This is a genomic window from Acidovorax sp. GW821-FHT09B03 (genome assembly GCF_059418305.1).
Genome location: NZ_JBWKPP010000008.1, coordinates 162,734 through 183,942, shown reverse-complemented (window position 1 = coordinate 183,942; position 21,209 = coordinate 162,734). Strand labels below are relative to the sequence as shown.

General features: G+C 68.7%; 21 protein-coding genes. 18 read left to right on the top strand and 3 right to left on the bottom strand.

What is annotated here, in order from left to right; genetic code table 11:
* Positions 1-239 precede the first annotated feature (239 nt).
* The 7 genes from trpE (at position 240) to AC07PA_RS16700 (ending at position 5,991) form a co-directional block, all read left to right on the top strand.
* On the top strand, positions 240-1,739 hold the full coding sequence (trpE, locus tag AC07PA_RS16730; RefSeq protein ID WP_494606817.1) for an anthranilate synthase component I: 1,500 nt from the start codon (positions 240-242) through the stop codon (positions 1,737-1,739).
* The gene (locus AC07PA_RS16725; protein WP_007856675.1) at positions 1,736-2,092 is read left to right on the top strand and encodes a chorismate mutase; all 357 of its coding nucleotides are present in this window, start codon (positions 1,736-1,738) and stop codon (positions 2,090-2,092) included. The genes trpE and AC07PA_RS16725 overlap by 4 nt, the downstream gene beginning before the upstream one ends.
* Complete coding sequence (locus AC07PA_RS16720; protein WP_494606820.1) at positions 2,089-2,673, top strand: aminodeoxychorismate/anthranilate synthase component II; 585 nt, start codon at positions 2,089-2,091, stop codon at positions 2,671-2,673. Before AC07PA_RS16725 ends, AC07PA_RS16720 begins: the two co-directional genes overlap by 4 nt.
* Positions 2,670-3,338, top strand: coding sequence for a LysE family translocator (locus AC07PA_RS16715; RefSeq protein ID WP_494606822.1), 669 nt, complete (start codon positions 2,670-2,672; stop codon positions 3,336-3,338). The genes AC07PA_RS16720 and AC07PA_RS16715 overlap by 4 nt, the downstream gene beginning before the upstream one ends.
* 24 nt (positions 3,339-3,362) lie before the next feature.
* Positions 3,363-4,400, top strand: a complete 1,038-nt coding sequence (gene trpD, locus AC07PA_RS16710) for an anthranilate phosphoribosyltransferase (protein ID WP_007856678.1) — start codon at positions 3,363-3,365, stop codon at positions 4,398-4,400.
* Between the two features lie 62 nt (positions 4,401-4,462).
* A complete protein-coding gene (gene trpC, locus AC07PA_RS16705) occupies positions 4,463-5,263 on the top strand; it encodes an indole-3-glycerol phosphate synthase TrpC (RefSeq protein WP_108016471.1) in 801 nt (266 codons plus the stop codon).
* A 17-nt stretch (positions 5,264-5,280) separates the two neighbouring features.
* A complete protein-coding gene (locus tag AC07PA_RS16700; RefSeq protein ID WP_494606825.1) occupies positions 5,281-5,991 on the top strand; it encodes a uracil-DNA glycosylase in 711 nt (236 codons plus the stop codon).
* A gap of 6 nt (positions 5,992-5,997) precedes the next feature.
* Here the strand turns inward: AC07PA_RS16700 and AC07PA_RS16695 are convergent, their stop codons facing one another.
* Positions 5,998-6,909 (bottom strand): LysR family transcriptional regulator, encoded by a 912-nt coding sequence (locus AC07PA_RS16695; protein WP_494606827.1) that lies wholly within the window; start codon positions 6,907-6,909, stop codon positions 5,998-6,000.
* Between the two features lie 204 nt (positions 6,910-7,113).
* Between AC07PA_RS16695 and AC07PA_RS16690 the strand changes: the two genes are divergently transcribed.
* The 5 genes from AC07PA_RS16690 (at position 7,114) to AC07PA_RS16670 (ending at position 11,336) form a co-directional block, all read left to right on the top strand.
* Positions 7,114-8,097, top strand: a complete 984-nt coding sequence (locus tag AC07PA_RS16690; RefSeq protein ID WP_494606829.1) for a Bug family tripartite tricarboxylate transporter substrate binding protein — start codon at positions 7,114-7,116, stop codon at positions 8,095-8,097.
* Positions 8,098-8,105: 8 nt separating this feature from the next.
* Positions 8,106-9,716: a gamma-glutamyltransferase family protein gene (locus AC07PA_RS16685; protein WP_494606831.1), complete on the top strand. Its 1,611-nt coding sequence runs from the start codon at positions 8,106-8,108 to the stop codon at positions 9,714-9,716.
* Between the two features lie 105 nt (positions 9,717-9,821).
* Positions 9,822-10,391 carry a DUF2975 domain-containing protein gene (locus AC07PA_RS16680; RefSeq protein ID WP_007860141.1) on the top strand — a complete coding sequence of 190 codons (570 nt, stop codon included), beginning with the start codon at positions 9,822-9,824 and terminating at the stop codon, positions 10,389-10,391.
* A gap of 53 nt (positions 10,392-10,444) precedes the next feature.
* Positions 10,445-10,681 (top strand): helix-turn-helix domain-containing protein, encoded by a 237-nt coding sequence (locus AC07PA_RS16675; RefSeq protein ID WP_494606832.1) that lies wholly within the window; start codon positions 10,445-10,447, stop codon positions 10,679-10,681.
* Positions 10,668-11,336: a hypothetical protein gene (locus AC07PA_RS16670; RefSeq protein WP_494606834.1), complete on the top strand. Its 669-nt coding sequence runs from the start codon at positions 10,668-10,670 to the stop codon at positions 11,334-11,336. The genes AC07PA_RS16675 and AC07PA_RS16670 overlap by 14 nt, the downstream gene beginning before the upstream one ends.
* Here AC07PA_RS16670 and queA read toward each other — a convergent pair.
* The gene (queA, locus tag AC07PA_RS16665; RefSeq protein ID WP_494606835.1) at positions 11,323-12,453 is read right to left on the bottom strand and encodes a tRNA preQ1(34) S-adenosylmethionine ribosyltransferase-isomerase QueA; all 1,131 of its coding nucleotides are present in this window, start codon (positions 12,451-12,453) and stop codon (positions 11,323-11,325) included. The two genes, AC07PA_RS16670 and queA, sit on opposite strands and share 14 nt — an antisense overlap.
* A gap of 74 nt (positions 12,454-12,527) precedes the next feature.
* A complete protein-coding gene (locus tag AC07PA_RS16660) occupies positions 12,528-13,817 on the bottom strand; it encodes an HD-GYP domain-containing protein (RefSeq protein WP_108016473.1) in 1,290 nt (429 codons plus the stop codon).
* A 100-nt stretch (positions 13,818-13,917) separates the two neighbouring features.
* Here AC07PA_RS16660 and recG point away from each other — a divergent pair, with 100 nt between their 5' ends.
* From recG to AC07PA_RS16630, 6 genes are all read left to right on the top strand, one after another.
* The gene (gene recG / locus AC07PA_RS16655) at positions 13,918-16,041 is read left to right on the top strand and encodes an ATP-dependent DNA helicase RecG (RefSeq protein ID WP_007861668.1); all 2,124 of its coding nucleotides are present in this window, start codon (positions 13,918-13,920) and stop codon (positions 16,039-16,041) included.
* A gap of 7 nt (positions 16,042-16,048) precedes the next feature.
* Positions 16,049-17,158, top strand: coding sequence for a hypothetical protein (locus AC07PA_RS16650; RefSeq protein WP_494606838.1), 1,110 nt, complete (start codon positions 16,049-16,051; stop codon positions 17,156-17,158).
* Positions 17,155-18,120: a LysR substrate-binding domain-containing protein gene (locus tag AC07PA_RS16645; protein ID WP_007861670.1), complete on the top strand. Its 966-nt coding sequence runs from the start codon at positions 17,155-17,157 to the stop codon at positions 18,118-18,120. The genes AC07PA_RS16650 and AC07PA_RS16645 overlap by 4 nt, the downstream gene beginning before the upstream one ends.
* A 164-nt stretch (positions 18,121-18,284) precedes the next feature.
* Positions 18,285-20,021, top strand: coding sequence for a dipeptidase (locus tag AC07PA_RS16640; RefSeq protein WP_494606840.1), 1,737 nt, complete (start codon positions 18,285-18,287; stop codon positions 20,019-20,021).
* Between the two features lie 119 nt (positions 20,022-20,140).
* Positions 20,141-20,641, top strand: a complete 501-nt coding sequence (locus tag AC07PA_RS16635) for a Dps family protein (RefSeq protein ID WP_007861672.1) — start codon at positions 20,141-20,143, stop codon at positions 20,639-20,641.
* Between the two features lie 177 nt (positions 20,642-20,818).
* Positions 20,819-21,193, top strand: coding sequence for a response regulator (locus tag AC07PA_RS16630; RefSeq protein ID WP_007861673.1), 375 nt, complete (start codon positions 20,819-20,821; stop codon positions 21,191-21,193).
* The last annotated feature ends 16 nt before the right edge of the window (positions 21,194-21,209 follow it).

Here is a 21,209-nt window from a genome sequence, read left to right as displayed (position 1 = left end):
AAAGCTCCAAGACCTTTGCTACACTTTGGCCCATGTTCATTCACCACGTGTTCATCACAGGTTGCAGCGACCGGGGAGCCTGGCCCTGGCGTCAGCCTGTCCGCCTGAACGCCTGATGGCACCTGGGCAGTCCGCCCCAGCGTGCACCCGTGGCCCTTGTCAGGGCCGATTGAATGAACCGCAGCGCCCCCAATGCCCATTGGCGGGGATACGCGCTGTGACAGCTGGGAGCTCTCCCCGTGATCACTGAACTTGAATTCAAAAGCCTGGCCAGCGAAGGCTACAACCGCATTCCGCTCATGGCCGAGGCCTTTGCGGACCTGGAAACCCCGCTCTCGCTCTACCTGAAGCTGGCGCGTGCCAAGGAGGGCGGCAAGCACAGCTTCCTGCTCGAATCCGTGGTGGGCGGCGAGCGCTTCGGGCGCTACAGCTTCATCGGCCTGCCCGCGCGCACCCTGCTGCGTGCCAGCGGCTTTGGCGCCGCGGCGCGCACCGAGGTCGTCACCGATGGCCAGGTGGTCGAGACCGCCGAGGGCAACCCGCTCGACTTCGTCGCGGCCTACCAGAAGCGCTTCAAGGTCGCGCTGCGTCCCGGCCTGCCGCGCTTCTGTGGCGGCCTGGCCGGCTACTTTGGCTACGACGCCGTGCGCTACATCGAGAAGAAGCTCGAAAACTCCTGCCCGCCCGACACGCTGGGCTGCCCCGACATCCTGCTGCTGCAGTGCGAGGAGCTGGCGGTCATCGACAACCTCTCGGGCAAGCTCTACCTCATCGTCTACGCCGACCCCGCGACGCCCGAAGCCTACGCCAAGGCCAAGAAGCGCCTGCGCGAGCTCAAGGAGCAGCTCAAATACTCGGTGAGTGCCCCCGTGGTCAAGCCCACCGAGAGCCACCCGGCCCAGCGCGACTTCGCCAAGGCCGACTACCTGGCCGCCGTGGACCGGGCCAAGGAGCTGATCGCGGCCGGCGATTTCATGCAGGTGCAGGTGGGCCAGCGCATCCACAAGCGCTATACCGAGAGCCCGCTCTCGCTGTACCGCGCGCTGCGCTCGCTCAATCCCTCGCCGTACATGTATTTCTACGACTTCGGCGACTTCCACGTGGTGGGCGCCAGCCCCGAGATCCTGGTGCGCCAGGAGAGCACGCCGGACGGGCAGAAGATCACCATCCGCCCGCTGGCCGGCACACGCCCGCGCGGTGCCACGCCCGAGAAGGACAAGGCCGCCGAGGTCGAACTCATCAACGACCCCAAGGAACGCGCCGAGCACGTGATGCTGATCGACCTGGCGCGCAACGACATCGGCCGCATCGCCAAGACCGGCACCGTGAAGGTGACCGAGGCCTTCGCGGTGGAGCGCTACAGCCACGTGATGCACATCGTGAGCAACGTCGAAGGCCTCCTGAACGACGGCATGACCGCCATCGACGTGCTCAAGGCCACCTTCCCGGCGGGCACGCTCACCGGCGCCCCCAAGGTGCATGCCATGGAGCTCATCGACCAGCTCGAACCCACCAAGCGCGGCCTGTACGGCGGCGCCTGCGGCTACCTGAGCTATGCCGGCGACATGGACGTGGCCATCGCCATCCGCACCGGCATCGTCAAGAACGGCACGCTCTACGTGCAGGCCGCGGCCGGCGTGGTGGCCGACTCGGTGCCCGAGCTCGAATGGAAGGAGACCGAGCACAAGGCCCGCGCGCTGCTGCGCGCCGCCGAGCTGGTCGAGGAGGGCCTGGAATGAGCCGTTCCATCGAGCAGGTGCAGCACTGCACCACCATGGCCGAGGTGCGTCGCCAGATCGACGCGCTCGACGACATCCTCGTGCCGCTGCTGGTGCAGCGCACGGGCTACATGACGCAGGCCGCGCGCATCAAGCAGGCCGACCACCAGGTGCGCGACGAGGCCCGCATACAGGCCATCGTGGACCGGGTGCGCGAGCGCGCCCTGGCCCAGGGCGGCCAGCCCGATGTCATGGAAACCATCTACCGCGGCATCATGGAAGCCTCCATTGCCCACGAACACCGCGAGTTCGCGCGCCTGCGCGCCGGGCACGCCAGCGAAGCGGGCGCACAGACCGCAGGGAGCGCAGCATGAAACTCTTGATGGTCGACAACTACGACAGCTTCACCTACAACATCGTGCAGTACTTCGGCGAGCTCGGTGCCGAGGTCGAGGTTCACCGCAACGACGAGATCACGGTCGACGAGATCGCCCAGCGCCTGGCCGCCGGCCAGCTCGACCGGCTGGTGATCTCGCCCGGACCCTGCTCGCCGGCCGAGGCCGGCATCTCGGTGGCCGCGATCCAGCACTTCGCGGGCCAGTTACCCATCCTGGGCGTGTGCCTGGGCCACCAGGCCATCGGCGCGGCTTTCGGCGGCACCATCGTGCGCGCGCAGCAGCTCATGCATGGCAAGACCAGTGTCATCACCACCACGCAGCAGGGTGTGTTCGCCGGCCTGCCCGAGCAATTCACCGTCAACCGTTACCACTCGCTGTCCATCGAGCGCGCCAGCTGCCCCGAGGTGCTGGCCGTGACCGCCTGGACCGATGACGGCGAAATCATGGGCGTGCGCCACAAGTCCCTGGACATCGAGGGCGTGCAGTTCCACCCCGAGAGCATCCTCACCGAGCACGGCCACGCCATGCTCAGGAACTTCCTGGAGCCCCGGCCATGATCATCGAGACGCACCAACTGCTGATGTTCATCGCGGCCGGCTGGCTGCTCAACCTGACGCCGGGCCCTGACGTGCTCTATATCGTCTCGAACGCGCTGCGCTCGGGCGCGCGCGCGGGCATCGTGGCGGGCCTGGGTATCACGGCCGGCTGCTTCGTGCACATCTTCGCGGCCGCCGTGGGCGTGGGCGCGCTGCTGGCCGCATCGGCCACGGCCTTCACCGTGCTCAAGTGGGTGGGCGCGGCCTACCTGCTGTGGATGGGTGTGCGCATGCTGTTCGCCAAGGCCTCGGGCGACGGTGGCAGCGGTGCCGACATCGCCGCGGCACAGGCCGCGCCCGCTGCGGCCGTGTCGCTGCGCAGCGTGTTCCTGGGCGGCTTCTGGACGAATGTGCTCAACCCCAAGGTGGCCATCTTCTTCCTGGCCTTCGTGCCGCAGTTCATCGCGCCGGGCACGGACAGCAAGGCGCTGGCCTTCGTGCTGCTCGGGGTGCTGTTCAACCTCAACGCCATTCCCGTCAACGTCGGCTGGGCCCTGGCCGCCGGCTGGATGGCGCGCCGCGTGGGCGCCGTGCAGCGCGGCATGCACTGGCTCGACCGTATCGCCGGGGCGATGTTCATCGGCTTCGGCCTCAAGCTGGCCTTCTCGGACCGGCCTGCTCCCTAAGAATCACCAGGAGACGGAGACACCATGTCCATCACCCCCCAGGAAGCGCTGCAGCGCACCATCGAACACCGCGAAATCTTCCACGACGAGATGCTGCACCTGATGCGCATGGTCATGAGCGGCGAGCTCTCGCCCGTCATGACCGCGGCCATCATCACCGGCCTGCGCGTGAAGAAGGAAACCATCGGCGAGATCACGGCCGCCGCGCAGGTCATGCGCGAGTTTTCCACCAAGGTCCACGTGCCCGACAGCACGCACCTGGTGGACATCGTGGGCACCGGCGGCGACGGGGCCAACACCTTCAACATCTCCACCTGCTCGATGTTCGTGGCCGCCGCCGCGGGCGCCAAGGTCAGCAAGCACGGTGGCCGTGGCGTGTCGAGCAAGAGCGGCAGCGCCGACGTGATGGAGGCCCTGGGCATCCACATCAACCTCACGCCCGAAGCGATTGCCCAATGCATCGCCGAGGTGGGCATCGGCTTCATGTTCGCGCCCAACCACCACCCGGCCATGAAGAACGTGGCGCCCGTGCGCCGCGAGCTCGGCGTGCGCACCATCTTCAACATCCTGGGCCCGCTGACCAACCCGGCCGGCGCGCCCAACATCCTCATGGGCGTGTTCCACCCCGACCTGGTCGGTATCCAGGTGCGTGCCCTGCAGCGCCTGGGCGCCGAGCATGCGCTCGTGGTGTATGGCCGCGACGGCATGGACGAAGTGAGCCTGGGGGCTGCCACCCTGGTGGGTGAGTTGAAGAACGGCCAGATCACCGAGTACGAGGTGCATCCCGAGGACTTTGGCCTGTCCATGGCCAGCAACCGCGCGCTCAAGGTGGAAACCCCCGAGCAGTCGCGCGAGATGCTGATCGGCGTGCTCAAAGGCGAGCCCGGCGCCGCGCAGGACATCGTCTGCCTGAACGCGGGCGCCGCGCTGTACGCCGCCAACGTGGCCAGTTCCATTGCCGACGGCCTGCACAAGGCGCGTGCCGCGATCGCCTCGGGTGCTGCGCTGGCGCGCCTGGAGCAACTGGTGGCGCGCACGCACGCGCTGGCCGTGCCCGCCTGACCGCACGCACCGCCGGGCACCTGTCCGGCGGTTTTTTCCTTTCGCTTTTAGCATTGCCCACCATGTCCGACATCCTCAACAAGATCGTTGCCGTCAAGCACGAAGAAGTGGCAGCCGCCGTCAAACGCATGCCTCTGGCCGCGATGCGCGCCGACGCCGAGAGCCGCGTGCTCACGCGCGACTTCGAGGGCGCGCTGCGCGCCAAGATCGCCCGGGGCCATGCGGCCGTGATCGCCGAGGTCAAGAAGGCCAGCCCGAGCAAGGGCGTGCTGCGCGCCGACTTCATCCCGGCCGACATCGCCCAGAGCTATGCCGACGGCGACGGCACGGTGAGCGCGGCCTGCCTTTCGGTGCTGACCGACAAGCAGTTCTTCCAGGGCAGCGTGGACTACCTCAAGCAGGCGCGTGCCAGCTGCCAGCTGCCGGTGCTGCGCAAGGACTTCATGGTCGACGCCTACCAGATCTACGAATCGCGGGCCATGGGCGCCGATGCCATTTTGCTGATCGCGGCCAGCCTGGACGATGCGCAGATGGCCGACTTCGAGGCCATCGCCCGCAGCCTGGACATGGCGGTGCTGGTGGAAGTGCACGACGCGGCCGAACTGGATCGCGCCCTCAAGCTCAAGACGCGGCTGGTGGGCATCAACAACCGCAACCTGCGCACCTTCGAGGTGTCGCTGCAGACCACGCTCGACCTGCAGAAGAACGTGCCGGCCGACCGCCTGTTGGTCACCGAGTCCGGCATTCTCTCGCCGGCCGACGTGAAGACCATGCGCGATGCGGGCGTGAACGCCTTCCTCGTGGGCGAGGCCTTCATGCGAGCGCCGGAACCCGGCGAGGCGCTGGCCAAGCTGTTCGGCTGATCCCACGCCAGCCGCCCATGACCGACGTCACCCAACTGCAAAGCGCCGATCCGGCCGATTGGCCCGTGGCGCCCGGCTGGCAGCCGCTGGTCGATGCCTTCTTTGCCGGCGCGCGCGGAAGGGCGCTGCTGGCCTACCTGCAACAGCGCCTGGAGGCGGGCGCCGCCATCTTCCCGCCCAAGCCGCTGCGTGCGCTGGAGCTGACCCCGCCCGAGCAGGTGCGCGTGGTCATCCTCGGCCAGGACCCGTACCACGGGCGTGGCCAGGCCGAGGGCCTGGCGTTCTCGGTGGCGCCGGGGGTGCAACTGCCGCCCTCGCTGCGCAACATCTTCAAGGAGATGCAGCGCGACCTGGGCACCGCCTTTCCTGCCTGGCCCGAGCCGGGCGGCAGCCTGGTGAAATGGGCGAAGAACGGCGTGCTGCTGCTCAACACCGGCCTCACGGTCGAAGAAGGCCAGGCCGCCAGCCACTCCGGCAAGGGCTGGGAGGAGTTGACCGACGCCGTGATCCGCCACGTGGCCGAGGGCGGGCGCCCGGTGGTGTTCATGCTCTGGGGCTCGCATGCCCAGTCCAAGCGCGCATGGATCCCGGCCGACCGCGGACACCTGGTGCTGACCTCCAACCACCCTTCGCCGCTGTCGGCGCTGCGCCCCCCCGTGCCCTTCATCGGCAACGGCCACTTCGGCAAGGCGCGGGAATTTCGCCAACAGCACGAAGAGCGGGGCTGACGCCCCCTACCAGGGGCCGGGCAGCCTTGCCTTGAGCAAGTCCAGAAAGGCCTGGGCGGCCATGGGCAGGCTGCGGCCTGCGAGGGTCTGCAGTTCCAGGTCGCGCAGGTCCATGCCCTGGTCGCTGATGGGCAGCGCCACGATGGCACCGGCGGCCACCAGGTGGCGCGCCGCGATCTCGCTGGACACCGACAGCCCACCCCCGTTCGCGACGAAGTTGAGCATGGTCTTGGCGTGGTTGCTCACCAGCACCGGCGCGAGCTGCAGCCCCTGGCGGCTGCAGACGATGTCGATCATCTGGCGGATGGTGGTCTCGGGCGGCGGCAGGGCCAGCGGGTACTGGCCCATGCGGGCCAGGGTCACGCTCGCCGCAGCGGCCAGGGGGTGGTCGGGTGGCACCAGGGCCAGCACCGGCGCCGTCTGGCGGTACGACACCTCGATGTCCTTGTGCGGTGCGCGGCTGAAGCACAGGCCGATGTCCGCCGCACCGCTGCGCACCGCATCGGGCACCTGGGCCGTGGGCAGGGACTGCACCTCGAACTGGATGCCGGTGTGCGTGCGCTGGAACTCCACGCACAGCCGCGGCACCAGTTCGTTGGCAAACGCATCCGAGGTGGCCAGGCGCACCTGGCCGGCACGCAGGCCCTGCAGCGCGCCGATCTCGCCGAGCGCCCGTTCGGCGTCGAGCACCGTGCGGCGCGCATGCGTGGCCAGGATCTCGCCGGCCGCCGTGAGCACCATGCCGCGCGGGTGGCGCTCGAACAGCGGCGTGCCCAGCTGCGATTCCAGCCCGGCGATCTGCCGGCTCAGGGCCGAGGCGGCCACGTGCAGCCGCGCCGAGGCCTCGGTGAGCGAGCCGCTTTGCGCCACTTCGAGGAAGTAGCGCAGGGCCGTGTCTTGCAGGAGTTGGGCACGCATGGGGAGGGCCGTGGTGAGGTTTGCCGCAGATCATCTCAAAAAGCGAGACACTTTGCCGTAGCGGCAAAGCTGTTTGCTGATTTGGTGGTGGTCATACGACTGCCATGTTCCTAAGATGAAGCCCATGGCGGCGCACGCCCGCGGGTTTCCAGCGGCATGGCGCGCCTGCCCGTTTCTGTTCCCGTCTTTACTGGAGTGCTTCGTATGCGTCTTTTGTCCTGGGGCCGTAGCGTGCTCGGCCTGGCCTGTCTGGTGGCGGTGTGTGCTTGCGCGCACGCGCAGTCCAACTGGCCCGACCGCCCGGTGCGGGTGATCGTGCCCTTCCCGGCCAGCGGTGCCACCGACCTCGTGGCCCGCGTGGTCGCGCAACGCGTGGCGCAGGACCTGGGCCAGCAGATGGTGGTGGACAACCGCCCCGGCGCGGGCGGCACCATCGGTTCGGCCGAAGCCGCCAAGGCGCAGCCCGACGGCTACACGCTGCTGCTCACCACGAGCAGCACGCACGCCATCTCGCCGCACCTGATGCCACGCCTGGCCTACGACGCGCGCAAGGACTTCACGCCCGTCGCCCACCTGGCCGACGCGCCCAGCGTGCTGCTGGTGACCAACTCGCTGCCGGTGAAGACCGTGGGCGAGCTCATCACCTACGCCAAGACCCACCCCGGCAAGCTCAACTACGCCACCAGCGGCAATGGCACCATCGTGCACCTGAACGCCGCGGCCTTCAGCGCCCAGGCCGGCGTGGAGATGACGCACGTGCCCTACAAGGGCACGGCCCTGGCCATTCCCGACCTCGTGGCCGGGCAGACGCATGTGCTGTTCGACTCCCTGCCCACCGGCATGCCGCACGTCAAGAACGGCCGCCTGCGCGCCCTGGCCGTGACCAGCGAAAAGCGCAGCGCGCTCGCGCCCGAACTGCCCACCATGGCCGAGTCGGGCCTGCCCGGCTATTCGTCCGTGACCTGGTTCGGCGTCTACCTGCCGGCCGGTGCCAAGCCGGAGCTGGTGGACCGCGTGCACAAGGCCTTCGCCAAGGCCATGCAGTCGGCCGAAGTGGCCGAAGGCCTGGCCAAGCTCGGCGTGGAACCCGCCGCGCCCAGCACGCCCGCCAAGTTCGCGGCCATGGTGCAGGCCGACAGCGCCCGCTGGGCCACGGTGATCCGCCAGCACAAGATTTCTTTGGAGTGAGCTATCCGATGACTGCACCCACCACGGGCCTGGACTGGGCTCTTCCCTACGCATCGAACCGCAGCGCGGTGATGGGCCGCAACGTGGTCTCCACCTCGCAGCCCCTGGCCGCGCAGGCGGGCCTGCGCATGCTGCTGGCCGGCGGCAATGCCGTGGACGCGGCCATCGCTGCCGCCATGGCGCTGACCGTGGTCGAGCCCACGGGCTGCGGCCTGGGCAGCGACGGCTTCGCCATCGTCTGGGACGGCAAGGAGCTGCACGGCCTGAATGCCTCGGGCCGCTCGCCCGCCGCCTGGAACCCTGCCTACTTCGCCGAGCGCGGCGGCCTGCCCGAGACAGGCTGGAATGCCGTCACCGTGCCCGGTGCGGTATCCGCCTGGGTGGCACTGTCCAAGCGCATGGGCAAGCTGCCTTTCGCCAAGCTGGCCGAGCCCGCCATCGACTACGCGCGCAACGGTTTCCCCGTCTCGCCCACCATCGCCCGCCTGTGGGCCCTGGGGGCCGCCAAGCTCGGTGCCCAGCCGGGCTTTGCCGAGTGCTTCATGCCCGGCGGCCGTGCGCCGCGCGCGGGTGAGATCTTCCGCAGCGAGGCCCATGCGCGCACGCTGGAGCTGATCGCTCAGACCGAGGGCGAAGCCTTCTACCGTGGCGAGCTCGCACGCCAGATGGTGGCGCACGCCCGCGCCAACGGCGGCGCCATGACCGAGGACGACCTCGCCTCGCACCAGGCCGACTGGGTGGGCACCGTGAGCCAGCGCTTCGGTGATTCGGTGGTCCACGAGATCCCGCCCAATGGCCAGGGCATCGCCACGCTGATGGCACTGGGCATGCTCGAGTCCCACGGCATCGGCGGCCAGCCGCTGGACCATGTGGACACGGTGCACGCCAGCATCGAGGCCATGAAGCTCGCGCTGGCCGACCTGCACGAGTACAACGCCGACATCGACGCCATGCAGAAGGTGACGCCGCGCGATCTGCTCGACGAGGCTTATCTCCAGCAGCGTGCGCAACTGATCGACGCCGCCCAGGCCGGCGACCCCGGACACGGCACGCCGCGCCCCGGTGGCACGGTTTACCTGGCGGCCGCCGATGCCTCGGGCATGATGGTCTCCTTCATCCAGTCCAACTACATGGGCTTCGGCTCGGGCGTGGTCGTGCCGGGCACCGGCATCAGCCTGCAGAACCGGGGCCACGGCTTCACCCTGGAGCCCGGCCATGCCAACGAGGTGGGCCCGCGCAAGCGCCCCTCGCACACCATCATTCCGGCGTTTGCCATGCATGCCGACGGCACGCCGCAGATGGCCTTCGGCGTGATGGGCGGCCCCATGCAGTCGCAGGGCCACCTGCAGATGGCCCTGCGCGTGCTGCGCTACGGCCAGAACCCCCAGGCCGCAGCCGACGCGCCGCGCTGGCGCGTGACCGGCGGCAAGGGCGTGGCGGTGGAGCCAGCCTTCGACCCCGCCGTGGTCGCAGCGCTGCGCGCGCGCGGCCACGAGGTCACGGTGGAAGAGGGCAACGGTGTCTTCGCCTTCGGCGGTGCCCAACTGGTGCTGCGCCAGGGCGAGAGCTACGTGGCGGGCTCCGATCCGCGCAAGGACGGGCACGCGGTCGCGTTCTGACCCCCACCGCGCCCCGGCCTGCACCCAGGGCGGGGTGATTGCCTCGATGGATTTCTGTATGGCAGAATATTGTTATTGTTTTACAGAAAACATGAGGCAATTCCCATGGCATCCATCCAGAGCCCGGCGTTTCGGCGCCTGTCGCGCGGGCTGCACGCGCTGACCCTGCTGTGCGCCCTGGCCGGGGTGTGCTTTTCCGTGGCCCGCTGGCTGCTGCTGGGCCGGGGCGAGCCGGGCGGTCTGGCGCAGATGCTGCTGCCCGCGCAGGCGCTGCAGGTGGGCATCGGCGCCCCGGTGCAGATCGACGCGGCCTGGCGCCTCGTGGGCCTGGCCATCGAGTGCCTGCCGACCGCCGCCATGCTGTTCACCGTCTGGTGCCTGCACCGCATCTGCAGCGCCTTCCTGCGCGGCGAGGTGTTCGGGCCGGCGGTGGTGCGCGGCTTTCGCGGCGTGGGCTGGGGCTTCATCGCCATGTTCGCGGCCTCGCTGGTGCACGGCGCGGCCGTGACGGCGCTGCTGTCCTGGCTGGCCTCGGGCCAGCGTGGCGGGCAGGTGGCGCTGTCGGTGGGTTCGTTCGAGATGAGCGTGCTGATCGTCGGCCTCATGATGCTGCTGCTGGCCCATGTGATGGCCGAAGGGCAGCGCCTGCAGGAGGAATCGAGTGCTTTCGTCTGACCGCGCCGTGATCGGTCTGTCCCATTCCCGAGGCATGCGCCAGAAAGGTGGCTATGCCCATCGTCGTCACGCTCGATGAAATGCTGGTGCGCCGCAAGGTGAAGTCGCGCGACCTGGCGGCGCACGTGGGCATCACCGAGGCCAACCTCTCGCTGCTCAAGAGCGGCAAGGTCAAGGGCGTACGCTTCGAGACGCTGGCCGCCATCTGCGACTACCTGCAATGCCAGCCGGGTGACCTGCTGGCCTGGGTGGCGCAGGAGGGTGGCGCCGTGGACGATGGGGCCCCCTGACGGCCGCCGCCCGGGCCGCTGGCGCCTGGGGGGCGCCGTAGCGGCCTCGCTGCTGCTGCACGCGGTGCTGCTGTGGCGGCTGGTGCTGCCGGCATCGGCCGTGCGGGCGCCCGAGGCGCCTGCCCGGCAGGCGATGGAGATCCTGTGGATCACGGCCCCGCAGACCGCGGCAACCCCACCCCGAACGCCCCCGCCGGAGCCGGTGGCGGCGCAGCGTCCCCGGGCCGCCGAAGCCCAGGCCGGGCCGGTGCGCGAGGCCCGCGGTGTGCGCTCGGCGGCTGCGGTCCTGGCCGTACCGCAAGACACCGGCCCCGGCGTGGTGGCCATGCCGGCGCCTCTGCCCGCCGCATCCGACGCCCGGGATCTGCCCGCCATCCAATGGATCCCCGAGGGCGTCGCCCGTGCCGCGCGGCAGGAGCGGGAGTGGCAGCGCCGCCACGGCACGCCAGCGGCCGCGGCACTGGCTGCGAACGCGGCAGGCGCGGTGCCACGGGCACTGGGCACGCTCACCGAAAAGGAGTGGCAGAACGCCTACTCCGGCCGTGTCACGCGCGTGGAAAGCGAGGCCGGCGTCTACTGCGTGCGCCTGCCCTCGGCCAACCGCCTGCCGGAGCAGGGAGCGGCACCCCGCATCGCGGCGGTCACGAACTGCTGAGCGTGGCCTGCCGGGAATGCTGGCGTTCCAGCAGCATCGAATCGCCATAGCTGAAAAAGCGGTACTGCTGCGCGATGGCGTGGCGGTAGATGGCCTGGATCTGCTCGTAGCCCGCGAAGGCGCTCACCAGCATCATCAGCGTGCTCTTGGGCAGGTGGAAGTTGGTGAGCAGCAGGTCCACCACCTGGAACGCGAAGCCCGGGGTGATGAAGATGTTGGTATCGCCCGAGGCCTGGCCGCTGCGCGCCCAGGATTCGAGGGTGCGCACGGTGGTCGTGCCCACGGCCACCACGCGGCCGCCGCGCTGGCGGCAGCGCTCCAGCGCCGCCAGCGTGGCCAGCGGCACCTCGTACCACTCGCTGTGCATCTGGTGCTCGGCCAGGTTCTCGGTCTTCACGGGCTGGAAGGTACCGGCACCCACGTGCAGGGTGACGCTGGCGCGCTCCACGCCGCGGTCGGCCAGGGCGGCCAGCACGCCTTCGTCGAAATGCAGGGCCGCCGTCGGGGCTGCCACCGCGCCGGGCGCGCGTGCAAACACGGTCTGGTAGCGCTGCGCGTCCTCGGCCGCATCGGGGTCGTGGTCGGCGTTCTGCTGGCGCTCGATGTAGGGCGGCAGCGGCAGGTGGCCGTGGCGCTCCATCAGGTCGTGCGGTGTTTCGCCGGCCGGCCCGTCGAGCGCGAAGCGGAACAGCGGGCCTTCCTCGCCCGGCCAGCGCGAGAGCAGCGTGGCATTGAAACCGCCGCCGTGCAGGCCGCCCGCCATGTGCACCACGGCGCCGGGCAGCGGCTTCTTGCTGACCTTCATGTGGGCCACGACCTCGTTGCCCAGCAGCACGCGCTCGATCAGCAGCTCCAGCTTGCCGCCGCTGGCTTTCTCGCCAAAGATGCGCGCCTTGACCACGCGCGTGTCGTTGAACACCAGCAGGTCACCGGGCTGCAGCAGGCCGGGCAGTTCGTGGAAGATGCGGTCCACCGGGGACGCTGCGCGGCCATCGAGCAGGCGCGAGGCGCTGCGTTGCGTGGCGGGGTGCTGGGCAATGAGTTCGGGAGGCAGCGAAAAATCGAAGTCGCTGAGCGTGAAGTGGCGCGGGGCCGGTGGCGTGCTGGAAACGGTCATGTGCTTGAGGGCCGGACGGGCCCGTACCAAGGGGAAAAACAAACAGGGGCGCTATTTTCCCACGCCCGGGCAGCCTACCAGGCCTGCCCGGAAAATCCGGACCACAGTTCGTTGAGGTCCGGGAACTTCCATTTCTCCGGGTCTTCGCGCGCCACGATCTTCTCCATGCAGCCGGGCGCGGCCAGGTCCACCACGTCGGGCGGGATGCGCATACCCGACTTGGTCGAGAAGAAGACCTTGACCTTGGGCGAGGTCAGCGATGTCTGAACCTGCTCGGTCACCACGCCGATGCGCCCGGAGGTCAGCCGCACCAGCGAGCCCACGGGGTAGATGCCGATGCTTTTGACGAAGGCCTGGAACAGCCGGGGGTCGAAATGGCCCTTGGTCCATTCGGCCATGCGGCGCAGCGACTCGGCCGGGTCCCAGCCGGACTTGTAGGGGCGGTCGGAGGTGATGGCATCGTAGACGTCGCAGATGGCCGTCATGCGCGCGATCAGGCTGATCTCGTCGCCCTTGAGCTTGTCGGGGTAGCCCGAGCCGTCCATCTTCTCGTGGTGGTGGCGGCAGGCGTCGAGCACCGCGTCCTCCACGGCGCCGCCCTCCTTGAGCATCTCGTACCCTTCGGCGGGATGGCTCTGGACCACAGCGAATTCGGCGTCCGTGAGCTTGCCCGGCTTGTTGAGCACGGCCAGCGGGATGGCCGCCTTGCCCAGGTCGTGCAGCAGCCCGGCCATGCCGGCGCTGCGCGTGTGCTCCTCATTGAGGTTGATCTGCTTGGCCAGTGCCACCATGAGGGCACACACCGCCACCGAGTGCATGTAGGTGTAGTCGTCGGCCGTCTTCAGGCGCGCCAGGCTGATCAGCGCACCCGGGTTGCGCGTGACGGAGTCGGAAATCTCCTCCACCAGGCTGCGGGCGTTGTCCGGATTCACGGCCTTGCCCATGCGCGCTTCCCGGAACATGGAGACCATGGCCTGCTTGGCTTCGCCGCAGATCGAGGCGGCGGCCAGCAGCTCGTTGTGCATGCTGGCGGGGGCCTTGCCGCGTGCCTGGCGCCGGACGGGGGCTGGCGGCGGGGGAGGGTCCACCACCAGGGGCGGCAGGTTCTCCAGCAGGCTGAAGTCGGTTTCCACCTGGATGTCCGCCTCCTCGCGCGAGACGGAGCGCACGCCGGCCGCCACGTCCAGGCCCTTGGAGATGTCGATCCACACCTCCTCGATGCTGGTGCCCTTGATGCGAGCCAGGTCCTTGGGGTCCTTGAGGACGAACTTGGCGCGCCAGAATGGATGGTCCATCCACGAGCCGCAGAAGTCGTGCAGGTACATGCCCAACGTGAGATGCTGAATACTGATGCGCTTGAGCATGGAAACTGTCCAGATCGCCAGGGCCTGCCAAAACCAGGTAATAAACAGTAACCATGTTAGCCTTTTTGGCCCATGAATCCCTCGTCTTGCTGGATAACCCTTGAATACCACGCCTGCCGCTCCTAGGGCAGCCTCCACCGCCAGTGTTGCGCAAAAGGCACTGCACAAGCTCGGCCTGAAGCGCGACATCGATCTGGCCCTGCACCTGCCCCTGCGCTACGAGGATGAAACCCGCATCACGCCGCTGTCCAGCGCGCGCGATGGCCAGATGGTGCAGATCGAAGCCACCGTGACCGCCTGCGAGGTGCAGTTGCGCCCGCGTCGCCAACTGCTGGTGCAGGTGGAGGACGCGTCCGGCTCTTGCGAACTGCGTTTCTTCAGCTTCTACCCTTCGCACCAGAAGACGATGTCAGTGGGGGCTCGCTTGCGTATCCGTGGCGAGGTCAAGGGCGGCTTCTGGGGGCGGCAGATGCTGCACCCGGCCTTTCGCCAGGCCGGTGGCGAGCTGCCCGCCGCGCTCACCCCCGTCTACCCGACCACGGCCGGCCTGCCGCAGGCCTACCTGCGCCGGGCCGTGGTCGGCGCGCTCGGCCGGGTGGACCTGTCGGAAACCCTGCCTGCCGGCACCGAACCGCCCTACGCCGTCTTCCGGCATGACGGCGGCAGCTACCGCGCCTTCAACCTGCGCGAGGCGCTCGTCTTTTTGCACCACCCCACGCCCGACGTGTCGCTGTCCACGCTGGAGGACCACAGCCACCCGGCCTGGCAGCGCCTGAAGGCCGAGGAGCTGCTGGCCCAGCAGCTCTCGCAGCAGCAGTCGCGCCGCGAGCGCGACCAGTTGCGTGCACCGGTGCTGCGCCCGCGCAAGGTGGTGGACGGCGCACTGCCCCTGCACGAGCAGCTCATGGCCGTGCTGCCCTTTTCGCTGACCGCCGCCCAGCGGCGGGTCGGGGTGGAGATTGCCAAAGACCTGGCCCACCGCGTGCCCATGCACCGCCTGCTGCAGGGCGACGTGGGCTCGGGCAAGACGGTGGTGGCCGCGCTGGCCGCCACCATCGCCATGGACGCCGGCTGGCAGTGCGCGCTGATGGCTCCGACTGAAATCCTGGCCGAGCAGCACTTCGCCAAGATGATTGGCTGGCTGGAGCCGCTGCTGGCGGCACACGGCCGCCGGGTGGCCTGGCTGGTGGGCGGGCAGAAAAAAAAGGACCGCACGGCCATGCTGGCCCTGGTCGAAAGCGGCGAAGCCGCGCTGGTGGTGGGCACGCATGCCGTGATCCAGGACCAAGTGCGCTTCAAGAACCTGGCGCTGGCCATCATCGACGAGCAGCATCGCTTCGGGGTGGCGCAGCGTCTGTCCCTGCGCCAGAAATTGGCGGCCCAGGGCATGGAGCCGCACATGCTGATGATGAGCGCCACCCCGATTCCACGCACCCTGGCCATGAGCTACTACGCCGACCTCGATGTCTCGGTGATCGACGAACTGCCACCCGGGCGCACGCCCATCGTCACCAAGCTCATTGCCGACAGCCGCAAGGACGAAGTGATCGCCCGCATCGGCTCGCAGGTCGCCAGCGGCCGGCAGGTCTACTGGGTGTGCCCGCTGATCGAGGAGAGCGAGGCACTGGACCTGAGCAATGCCACGGCCACCCATGCCGACCTCAGCGAGGCCCTGCCCGGCGTCATGGTCGGCCTGCTGCATTCGCGCATGCCGGCCGCCGAGAAGAAGGCCGTGATGGCGCTCTTCTCCAGCGGCCAGATGGGCGTGCTGGTGAGCACCACGGTGATCGAGGTGGGGGTGGACGTGCCCAATGCCTCGCTGATGGTCATCGAGCATGCCGAGCGCTTCGGCCTGTCGCAGCTGCACCAGCTGCGCGGGCGTGTGGGGCGCGGCGCGGCCGCATCGGCCTGCGTGCTGCTGTACGCCACCAACGACAGCGGCCGGGTGGGCGAGACTGCCAAGGAGCGCCTGCGCGCCATGGCCGAGACCAACGATGGCTTCGAGATCGCCCGGCGCGACCTGGAGATCCGCGGGCCGGGCGAATTCCTCGGCGCCCGGCAATCGGGTGACGCACTGCTGCGCTTTGCCGACCTGGCCACCGACACCCATTTGCTCGAATGGGCGCGCGAACTGGCCCCGGTGATGCTGGACCGCCACGCCGGGCTTGCCGAGCGCCACGTGATGCGCTGGCTGGGTGGAAAATCCGACTATCTGAAAGCCTGACCCCGCCATGACGCAAGCCCCTGCCCCTGCCGCCGCCGAGCCGCTGCCGGCCGTGACCGCGCCCCCTGCGCTCGCCGCTCAATGGGTGCGCGACGATGCCTACCTGGCCGCTGCGGTGCAGCTGGCCTTCATCGATCGCCCCGCCTGGCTGCGCCTGGTTGCGCCGCTGTGGATGGCCGTGGCGATTGCGCTCATCTTTTCGCCCTTCGGGCTGCTGGGCGTTGTCCTGGGGCGCAGCCTGCCTGCCGCGAATGTGCCCACCTTGTTGCTGTGCGCGCTGCTGCTGGTGCTGGCGGGGGCCAACACCTACCATGCCATGCTGAAGGTGAATGCGCGCCGGTACGCGTTCGTGGGTGATACCGCCCGCTGGGAATTCACTGCCCAAGAGGCCTGCTACCGTGTCACCGCGCCCGAAGGCACGCTGCGCCACGAAGCCCGCTCCCGGTGGAGCTGGTTCAGCGCGGTCACGGCCGATCCCACCGGCCTGCGCCTGCACCGCAAGGGCAGCGTCGAAGGCTATTTCATCCCGGCGAGCGCGTGGCAGGGCGATGCAGCACAGGTGCAACAGGCCGTGGCGGCGCACGCGCAGTCCGCCGGCCTGCCCCTGCGGCGCCCGCCCACCGGCGATTGGGCGGGCCTGGCCGGCACCGGGCTGGCACTGGTGCTGCTGCTGGTGACGACCATGACCGTCACGGCCGTGGTGGCGGCCTGGCCGCAGGTGCGCCATGGCTACTGGCTCACCCTGTTCGCATCGGCGGTGGACACCTTCTGGGGGGCAGGGGCCTTGCTGGCCCCACTGGTCCTGGCGCTGCACCTGGGCCTGGCCTGGGTCCTGGGCCGGCGCACGCCCGCACGCGGCCTGCCCGCGCACGCCCCGCACCTGGTGCTGGCGCTGCTGTGGGGCGCGCTGTTGCTCGCCGGCATGGAGGCTTTGCGCCCGCTGATCTTCGACGATGCATTGCTGCAAAGCCGCTTCGCCATCCCCCAGGTGGCGGTGTGCGCAGCGGTGTTCGTGCTGCTGTCGGCCTTTGTCGTGCACCGCTGCGGCACCACGCCCTGGGCGGTTCGGCGCATGGCGCTGCACAATGCGCGTACCATCCGTCTGGAATCTCCATGACCCTCACCGAACTCAAATACATCGTCGCCGTGGCGCGCGAAAAGCACTTCGGCCATGCGGCCGACGCCTGCTATGTGTCGCAGCCCACGCTGTCGGTGGCCATCAAGAAGCTGGAGGAAGAGCTCGATGTGAAGCTTTTCGAGCGCAGCGCCGGCGAGGTCACCGTCACGCCGCTGGGCGAGGAAATCGTGCGCCAGGCGCAAAGCGTGCTGGAGCAGGCCGCTGCCATCAAGGAGATCGCCAAGCGCGGCAAGGACCCGCTGGCCGGCCCGCTGACCCTGGGCGTGATCTACACCATCGGCCCCTACCTGCTGCCCGACCTGGTGCGCCATTCGATTGCGCGCACCCCGCAGATGCCGCTGATGCTGCAGGAGAATTTCACCGTCAAGCTGCTGGAGATGCTGCGCACCGGCGAAATCGACTGCGCCATCCTGGCCGAGCCTTTTCCCGACACCGGCCTGGCCATGGCACCGCTGTACGACGAACCCTTCATGGCGGCGCTGCCCGCCAACCACCCCTTGGGCGCGCAGAAGTCCATCTCCGCGGCCGAACTCAAGAGCGAGACCATGCTGCTGCTGGGTGCGGGCCACTGCTTTCGCGACCATGTGCTGGAGGTGTGCCCCGAGTTCGCGCGCTTTGCCAGCAATGCCGAAGGCATCCGCAAGTCCTTCGAGGGCTCGTCGCTGGAGACCATCAAGCACATGGTGGCCGCCGGCATGGGCGTGACCCTGGTGCCGCGCCTGTCGGTGCCGCGCGATGCGCTGCTCACGGTGTCGCGCCGGCGCAAGAGCGACGAGAGCTACATCCGCTACGTCCCCATCCGCGAAGACGATGGCAGCCCGCCGCCCATGCGCCGCGTGGTGCTGGCCTGGCGGCGCAGCTTCACGCGCTACGAGGCCATCGCGGCGCTGCGCAACGCGATCTACGCCTGCGAGCTGCCGGGGGTCACGCGCCTGTCCTGACAGCCCTTGCCGGACGCCCTGGCGCAAGGGGCCCCGGCAGCGATACACTTTCGCCGCGCGAGGCCCGCCGGCATTCCCGTACACGGGGCCCGGTGCTGCGGAGCTGCGCCACATGCAGCCCGCGCCTGCCCCGCGCTCCCCAATTCCCAAAGAAAGCTACAGAGATGAAGAAGATTTTGATGGCCGCAGGCCTTGCCGTGGGCCTGGCCGCCTGCTCCAGCGTGGCGACCAACGCGCCGCAGGCGACTACGATCAAGAAGGCCCAGATGGACCGCCTGGTGGCTGCCTTGCCGGCCGCTGCCCAGGGCAGCTTTGACGAATTCCTGGCGCAGGCCGCGCGTGAGAACCCCCTGCTGCAGGCCAGCGTGGCCGGCTACAAGGCCAAGGCCCCGTTGGCCGGTGACGACCTGGTCAACATCAGCCGCATGCTGGGCCTGTACAACCGGCTGCGCAACCAGGCTGCGGTGATCGATGCCACGGCGCGCATGGTGGCCATTCCCACCTTCCGCAGCGACAAGGTGCCACCGCACGAGGACAAGGCCATCATCGCCTTCGGCGCACTGGTCGAAGGCATGGCCAAGGATTTCGGCCTGGAGTACCGCAACGTGGACAACCGCATCTTCGAAGTGAAGCTGCCGGGCACGGGCAAGGAAGAATTCGGCATCCTCACGCATGCCGACGTGGTGCCCGTGGTGGCCGACGAATGGGTGCTGGACGACGGCACGCGCCTGGACCCCTTCAAGCTCACGCGCGTGGGGGGCAACCTGTACGGCCGCGGCTCCATCGACGACAAGGGCTCCATCGCCACCGTGCTGTATGCGATGAAGGCCGTGAAGGAAAGCGGCCTGCCGCTGTCGCGCACCATCCGCCTCATGATCGAGACCACCGAGGAAACCGGTGGTGACGCCATGAAGTACTACCGCACCAAGACCGAGCTGCCCGAGTACAACATCGTGCTCGACAGCAAGTACCCCGCCGTGGTCGCCGAGAAGGGCTCTGGCGCCCTGCGCACTTCGTTCCCGCTGCAGGACGCACCGGCCGGCTACACGGCCATCACCGCGATGACTGGTGCCGCTTCCACCAATGCCGTGCCGCAGACCGCGACGATGCGCCTGGAGGGCGGTGACCTGGCCGCCGTGGCGGCCAAGCTGAACGGTGCCAAGGCCGCCTTCATCGCCAAGTACACGCCGCAGGGCGGGGCCTTCAAGGTCGACGTGGTGCAGGAAGCTGGCGCGGTGCAGATCAAGGTCACCGGCACCTCGGCCCACGGCTCGCGCCCCGAAGAGGGTGTGAACCCGCTGCCACGCCTGGCACTGTTCCTGCGCGAGTCCGGCGTGGCGGTGGCGCCCACCGGCTACGCCAATGCCGTGCGCTACATCGCTGAACTGTATGGCACGGACTACCTGGGACGCACCATCGGCATGGCCTACAGCGATGATTTCATGGGCCCGCTGACCATGTCGCCCAACCTCGTGCGCGAAAAGGACGGCATGGTCGATGTGCTGGTCAACGTGCGCATGCCGCGCGGCATGACGCCCGACGCACTGGTCCATTCCGGCAAGGTCAAGATCAACGATTGGGCCGCCCAGGCCTCCGTCCCCGTGATCATCGACCACCAGCAGGGCAACTGGATGGCGCGCGACCCCAAGGGCGCCTGGCTGTCCACACTGCTCAATACCTTCGGTGACACCACGGGCCTCGAAGCCAAGCCCGTGCCCACCGCCGGCAGCACCACGGCCAAGCTCATGCCCAACGCCATCAACTTCGGCCCCGCCATGCCGGGCAAGAAGTACACGGCCCACAACGCCAAGGAATTCAAGGAAGTCGTGGACCTCGACGCCGACATGCAGATGTTCACCGAGATGCTGGTGCGCATCGGAAACTTGGACCAGATGCAGTAAAGGGATTGGGGCTTGCGCTAAAGTGAACGTGAGCCGCCGCGCCAGCGCCCGGAGCCATCCGGCGCACACCGGCGCGGCGCATTCCATCGATTGACTGCCATTCCAACGAAGGAGCCGCCATGGCCAAAGCCGCCAAGTCCACCGCCCCCAGCATCAACATCGGCATCAGCGAAAAAGACCGCGCTGCCATCGCACAGGGCCTGTCGCGCCTGCTGGCCGACACCTACACGCTGTACCTGACCACGCACAACTTCCACTGGAACGTGACGGGGCCGATGTTCAACACGCTGCACACCATGTTCATGGCGCAGTACACCGAACTGTGGAACGCCGTGGACCCGATCGCCGAGCGCATCCGCTCGCTGGGCCACATCGCTCCCGGCTCGTATGCCGACTTCGGCAAGCTGGCCACCGTGGCCGATGCACCGAGCAAGCCGCCCAAGGCGCTGGACATGGTGCGCGTGCTGGTCGAAGGCCACGAGGCCGTGGCCCGCACGGCGCGCAGCCTGTTCCCCCTGGCCGACAAGGCCAGTGACGAGCCCACGGCCGACCTGCTGACCCAGCGCCTCACGGTGCATGAGCAGACCGCCTGGATGCTGCGCTCGCTGCTCGAGGAGTGAACCGGACGGGGCCACAAGGCCCCGTTTCTTTTTGTGAGGGAGCCTCCTTTTTGGGGAGGCGTGCCGCACTTGGCATCCCGTCCTACAGGCGATGCCCCTGCTTTCCTGAATGATCCGGGCTGGCATTCCCGTCTCCTCTTTTCGCCACGCTCCGCCTTCCAGAACACGACCATCCCTATGCGAATCCTTTATGTGGAGGACAACCCCGAACTGCGCGAAACCATCGGCATGCTGATGGAGGGGGAGGGGCGCACGATCGTGACCTGTGCCACCGCCGAGGAGGCACTGGAGCTGGAGCGCGATGGCGTTTTCGACCTGCTGGTCACCGACGTGAGCCTGCCTGGGCTGTCGGGCACGGACCTGGCCCGCCAGGTGCTGGCCGTGGACCCCGGGCGCTGGGTGGTGCTGTGCACCGGCTATGACCTGGGTGCGCACCCCTCGGGCTGGGGCCCCCATGTGCGCACGCTGATGAAGCCCTTCGAGCTCGAAGACCTGGAGGCCTTGCTGGTCCAGGTGCACTCCACCCTCGACGATTCACCCTCCGGGCGCTGATCCGGCAGCGCCGGGC

Coding starts and splice junctions, on each gene's coding strand:
- trpC (WP_108016471.1), top strand. CDS start 4,463: ATGTCCGACATCCTCAACAAGATCGTTGCCGTCAAGCACGAAGAAGTG.
- AC07PA_RS16680 (WP_007860141.1), top strand. CDS start 9,822: ATGGCATCCATCCAGAGCCCGGCGTTTCGGCGCCTGTCGCGCGGGCTG.
- AC07PA_RS16640 (WP_494606840.1), top strand. CDS start 18,285: ATGAAGAAGATTTTGATGGCCGCAGGCCTTGCCGTGGGCCTGGCCGCC.
- AC07PA_RS16635 (WP_007861672.1), top strand. CDS start 20,141: ATGGCCAAAGCCGCCAAGTCCACCGCCCCCAGCATCAACATCGGCATC.
- AC07PA_RS16700 (WP_494606825.1), top strand. CDS start 5,281: ATGACCGACGTCACCCAACTGCAAAGCGCCGATCCGGCCGATTGGCCC.
- queA (WP_494606835.1), bottom strand. CDS start 12,453: ATGACCGTTTCCAGCACGCCACCGGCCCCGCGCCACTTCACGCTCAGC.
- AC07PA_RS16685 (WP_494606831.1), top strand. CDS start 8,106: ATGACTGCACCCACCACGGGCCTGGACTGGGCTCTTCCCTACGCATCG.
- AC07PA_RS16695 (WP_494606827.1), bottom strand. CDS start 6,909: ATGCGTGCCCAACTCCTGCAAGACACGGCCCTGCGCTACTTCCTCGAA.
- AC07PA_RS16690 (WP_494606829.1), top strand. CDS start 7,114: ATGCGTCTTTTGTCCTGGGGCCGTAGCGTGCTCGGCCTGGCCTGTCTG.
- AC07PA_RS16720 (WP_494606820.1), top strand. CDS start 2,089: ATGAAACTCTTGATGGTCGACAACTACGACAGCTTCACCTACAACATC.
- trpD (WP_007856678.1), top strand. CDS start 3,363: ATGTCCATCACCCCCCAGGAAGCGCTGCAGCGCACCATCGAACACCGC.
- AC07PA_RS16645 (WP_007861670.1), top strand. CDS start 17,155: ATGACCCTCACCGAACTCAAATACATCGTCGCCGTGGCGCGCGAAAAG.
- AC07PA_RS16715 (WP_494606822.1), top strand. CDS start 2,670: ATGATCATCGAGACGCACCAACTGCTGATGTTCATCGCGGCCGGCTGG.
- AC07PA_RS16630 (WP_007861673.1), top strand. CDS start 20,819: ATGCGAATCCTTTATGTGGAGGACAACCCCGAACTGCGCGAAACCATC.
- AC07PA_RS16675 (WP_494606832.1), top strand. CDS start 10,445: ATGCCCATCGTCGTCACGCTCGATGAAATGCTGGTGCGCCGCAAGGTG.
- AC07PA_RS16650 (WP_494606838.1), top strand. CDS start 16,049: ATGACGCAAGCCCCTGCCCCTGCCGCCGCCGAGCCGCTGCCGGCCGTG.
- AC07PA_RS16725 (WP_007856675.1), top strand. CDS start 1,736: ATGAGCCGTTCCATCGAGCAGGTGCAGCACTGCACCACCATGGCCGAG.
- AC07PA_RS16660 (WP_108016473.1), bottom strand. CDS start 13,817: ATGCTCAAGCGCATCAGTATTCAGCATCTCACGTTGGGCATGTACCTG.
- AC07PA_RS16670 (WP_494606834.1), top strand. CDS start 10,668: ATGGGGCCCCCTGACGGCCGCCGCCCGGGCCGCTGGCGCCTGGGGGGC.